The sequence below is a fragment of the Paenibacillus forsythiae T98 genome (genome assembly GCF_000520735.1).
In the GTDB taxonomy this organism is placed as follows: Bacteria; Bacillota; Bacilli; order Paenibacillales; family Paenibacillaceae; genus Paenibacillus_AQ; species Paenibacillus_AQ forsythiae.
Window position 1 is genome coordinate 1 of the sequence record NZ_ASSC01000233.1, and the last position, 4,158, is coordinate 4,158.

At 53.2% G+C, this 4,158-nt stretch carries 5 protein-coding genes; 4 read left to right on the forward strand and 1 reads right to left on the reverse strand.

What is annotated here, in order from left to right:
• Together L692_RS0108150 and zapE are read left to right on the forward strand one after the other, a co-directional pair.
• A partial coding sequence (locus tag L692_RS0108150) for a replication initiation and membrane attachment family protein (RefSeq protein ID WP_025698834.1) occupies nt 1-1,294 on the forward strand: 1,294 nt, incomplete at its 5' end.
• A gap of 21 nt (nt 1,295-1,315) precedes the next feature.
• Complete coding sequence (zapE, locus tag L692_RS0108155) at nt 1,316-2,272, forward strand: AFG1/ZapE family ATPase (protein ID WP_025698835.1); 957 nt, start codon at nt 1,316-1,318, stop codon at nt 2,270-2,272.
• A gap of 642 nt (nt 2,273-2,914) precedes the next feature.
• Here the strand turns inward: zapE and L692_RS31725 are convergent.
• Nucleotides 2,915-3,073 (reverse strand): YqzM family protein, encoded by a 159-nt coding sequence (locus tag L692_RS31725; protein ID WP_156940340.1) that lies wholly within the window; start codon nt 3,071-3,073, stop codon nt 2,915-2,917.
• 518 nt (nt 3,074-3,591) lie between these two features.
• Between L692_RS31725 and trxA the strand changes: the two genes are divergently transcribed.
• On the forward strand, nt 3,592-3,909 hold the full coding sequence (trxA, locus tag L692_RS0108165; RefSeq protein WP_025688833.1) for a thioredoxin: 318 nt from the start codon (nt 3,592-3,594) through the stop codon (nt 3,907-3,909).
• A 68-nt stretch (nt 3,910-3,977) separates the two neighbouring features.
• Nucleotides 3,978-4,158: hypothetical protein (locus tag L692_RS31730; protein WP_156940342.1), on the forward strand; the 181-nt coding region annotated here is incomplete at its 3' end.

Below are 4,158 nucleotides of genomic sequence, written 5' to 3' on the forward strand. Positions count from 1 at the left end.
GAACGAGAAGGGCCGCAGAATGCTGATTGAGCAGGCTTCCCGGCTTGAGGCGGTTGGTCTGCTTCAGACGAGCCGTATTTTTATACCGGAATCCGACGATTATATGTACGAATACGAAATGCTGCCACCGCTGTCTCCGTCCGAATTTTTTGCGACCCAGCATTTAACGCTGCTGCTGCGCGACAAGGTCGGGAAATTCGCCGTGTTAGCCTTAAGGGAGCAGTTCTGGAGCAGAGAACCGGAGGAATGGAGCCGGAGCGCCGTAGGCAAGGAAAATATATCGCGGCCGTTCTATGATATTTTCGAGCTGAACACGCATGTTATTGATTATGAGCTGGAGCAGGCGCTGACCGAGGTGGCCGCTGTCCGCCAGCCTGTGCGTAGCGCCGAAGGTGAGCTTTCGATCGGTTACAGCGACATTATTCTCCGCTTTCCGCGGGAATCGGTGAACCGGGCGCATGTCGAGAAGCTGCGTTTCGATTTTGATCAGATGGGCCTTATCAATTATGTGGCTCACAAATACAAGCTGGACGCGCAGGATCTGTGCCGGCTGCTTGATGAGGACGGTATTTTTGCACCGGACGGCGGGCTTATGCTGGATGAGCTTCAACTCAGGGCCAGTCAGCATTTCCGGCAAAGCATGAAGCGGCAGGAGCAGCGCGAGGCTACGGCTGCCAAGGTCGTTTCTCTCAGAGCCGCAGAGCAGGGAGATGGAGCGATCATCCCCGACGAGCAGCCTGTTGAAATGGAATACTATGTGGAGGTTCCTCCCCAGTTCCTGTCCAAATGCGATATTCACCAATATAACATGATGCTGCGCAACGAGCCGTATACCCGGCTGCTTCAGACTTTTTTTCCGGGCGCGGTGCCGGGGCAGCTGATGGATATTTTTGAAAAGATCGATTTGAATTACAAGCTTCCCGGCGAAGTGATCAACGTGCTGATCCATTATCTGATGGCGATGGTTGCCTCGGGGGGAGAGCAGCGGATCAACCGCAATTTCGTGGAGGCCATAGCTTCCAATATGCTCGTTAAGCAGGTCAACAGCTATGAGAAGGCGGTGCGCTACATACGCGATCAATCCAAGGTAAAAGGAAAAGGAGCCTCGGGGCCACAGGGGACGCGTTCGCGCTCCTATGCCAAAAGAGGCGGGGCTTCCGGCAAGCCCGAAATCCAGATTGCGGTGGATGACGGACAGTCGGGGGCTGTGAGTGAAGAGGAATTTGCGGCTCTCATGCAAATGGCTGCCAATATTAAGGCTAAGAAGAAAAAAGGCGCGGAAGGCGCGCCCTGAGAATAAAGTGAGGTGCAGGCAGTGGAGTCGATGGGCGAAGTGCTCCGTTCAATGAATAATCCCGCTCTGCGGATGCGTTCCAGAGACCTTGAACAAGAGCTGCTGAATCATCCGCTGGTGCTGAGGCTGAAGTCCGAGCATCCCGAATTGGAAGAATCCAGGCTAAGGCTTCATTTGAGCCGCCTGTATCAATATGTGGAGGAAGCCCGCCACTGCGCGAACTGCCCCGGCCTGGAGCGGTGTCCCAACGATTTCCAGGGGCATTTCAGCAAGCTGACGGTGGAGAGCGTCGGCGGGTTCCCCGATTTATACGAGCGCAAGACCGCATGCGCGCTGCAAGTGAATAAAGACAGCCAGGAGCGGATTCGCAAGCGGATCACGAGCTTCTATGTCGATGAACGGGCGCTCAGCGAGGGCTACGACGAAAGTGAAATTATGGGCAAGGACCCCCGGCGCGCTCCGGCTGTGGGGCGGCTGTTCCAGTATATCGAACGGACAAAAGAAGAGGGATTGTCCCCCCGGGGACTGTATCTGTACGGCTCCTTCGGCACCGGCAAGACATTCCTGATGTGCTATCTGCTGTATGAGCTTGCGATTACGGGATACAGCGGGGTCATCGTGTATACGCCCGATCTGGTCGAGGAATTGAAAGCGATCATGATGGAAGGCCAGAAGGTAAAAGAAATCGTGGACACGTTGAAAAACTGCGATCTGCTTATTTTTGACGATATCGGAGCGGAAAATCTGAATCCCTGGGCCCGTGACCATATCCTGGGTCCGATTCTCAATTACCGGATGAACCGCAAGCCGACCTTTTACACCTCAAACTATCCGCTGGACGGGCTGGAGAAGCATCTGAGCTTCACCAGCAAGGATGGCGAGGAAGTGTATAAGGGCCAGCGGCTGATGAACCGGATCGCGCCGTATGTGGATGTGGTGCAGCTGGTGGGAGAGAATCAGCGGGGGTACTCCTCTTAAATTCCGTGGATGCCCCTCCAAAGTCCTTATATACTTCCCGATGTGAAAAACTATCAGGAGGACCGAAGAGGTCTTCCTGATGAATTGTGCGAGCGAGCTGCGTTGGCGGTAGGGGGCTTGCAGTCGAGCGTGGAGCGGTCCCTTCTCGTCCCCGCCCTGACGGGCGGCGGCCTCGGGACCTTTCATGCGTTAGGCGGGCCCGGTGTTGAGATGTACTGTTGCGGGCATGGATGGCGGACTACCTGACTCTCCGGTATCAATGGATAAGACCGGGGTATTGTGATTGAAACTCAGCGTCTGGAAAATGGGCAAAAAGTGCAGGTTTTTCAGGTCCAAATCCTTCATACATCGAGAAATCCTGAATTTATGCAGGTATTTAAGGCCGTATGAACGGAATGCTGGACTGATGGGAGGAAAAAACTGTATGTCCACAGGTATGTGATCCAATAGGTGTTCTCATGCGGCCCAAAGATGCACAATTTCAGGCTTTTTCCCTGACCCCCGTCTTGATCCGCTTCGTACCCGCTTCATCGCCGCATCCGGATTCTCTGAATAACGGACATTCCCCCGCACCCCGCCGGATTTCCGCCTCAAAATAAAAGGCGCCGCCGCAGCTATAGCTTACGGGACGCCTCTACCTATTCACTCCGAGATCAGGAACTTGATGATGACCATCCCGAAAAAAACAACGAACATAAATGTAGTCATTCCGAAAAAGCCGGTCATTAAATCCCCCAGGTCGTTGCGGGGCTCTTCGTTTACATGCTCTCTCGGATCATGTGTCCGCACATTGACATCCATACTTTGACCTCCTCAACAGAAATGGTCAATCGCCGTTAGATGCAGGAGTGTGAATGAAATCATTGACATATAATGCGCTTTCCTAAAGTATATCCAATTCCCCGGCAGGTTGTAAAGAACCTTCATGATGAAGTGGGAAGCTCCGCTGAACCTTTTTTACCGGTAAGTCCTTTCTCCGTTGTTATCCTTTGGCAAGCTGGGACAAACCGTACAGCAGATATGGAGTCCGGCTTCAAAAATAAACGGGTAATGTGACATTTCACATATGCGGGTAAAATATGTTATACTGAGAACGTGTCGATAAATCGTAATCTGGTTATCATACTACATGAATGCATTTATTTACGCAGAGCATACGAGGCGGGCTTTACCGAATGCCGCACCGCTTCACAAACCATCACATATTACGAAGCGGGTTCCGCTTCGCGAGACCCTAAGACATGCTTTCAGATTCAGCAACGCCGAAGCGTCTGTATTGAAGCTTGTCGCCACAAAACTTTTTTTAGGAGGAACATATCATGGCAATCGTTAATGTGTCTGACCAATCCTTTAACAATGAGGTTCAAGGTCAGGGTACCGTTGTAGTTGACTTCTGGGCCCCTTGGTGCGGTCCTTGCAAAATGCTTGCTCCGATTCTGGATGAATTGTCCACTGAGCTTGGAGACGGCGTGAAGATCGCGAAATTGAACGTGGATGAAAATCCGGAAACGGCATCCCGCTTCGGCGTGATGAGCATCCCGACCCTGATCTTCTTTAAAGACGGCCAGCCTGTTGATAAAGTGGTCGGTCTGAACTCCAAGGAATCGCTGAAAAATATCGTAGCGAAGCATCAATAAGTTTAAATAACGCATTACCCGGGCCTTTGGCCCTGCCCAGCGCCTTCGGTTCAAACCGGAGGCGCTTTGTGCGCTATGAAGCAGAGCGAATCCCGAAGGGAGAGCGGGCGCCCGCAGGCATGAGGCGGGAAGCGGCGAAGCAGCGAAGTCGAGCGAGTCCCGAAGGGAGAGCGGGCACCCGCAGGCATGAGGCGGCAAGCGGCGAAGCTGCGCCGCATGAAAGGTCCCGAGGCCGCCGCCCGTCAGGGC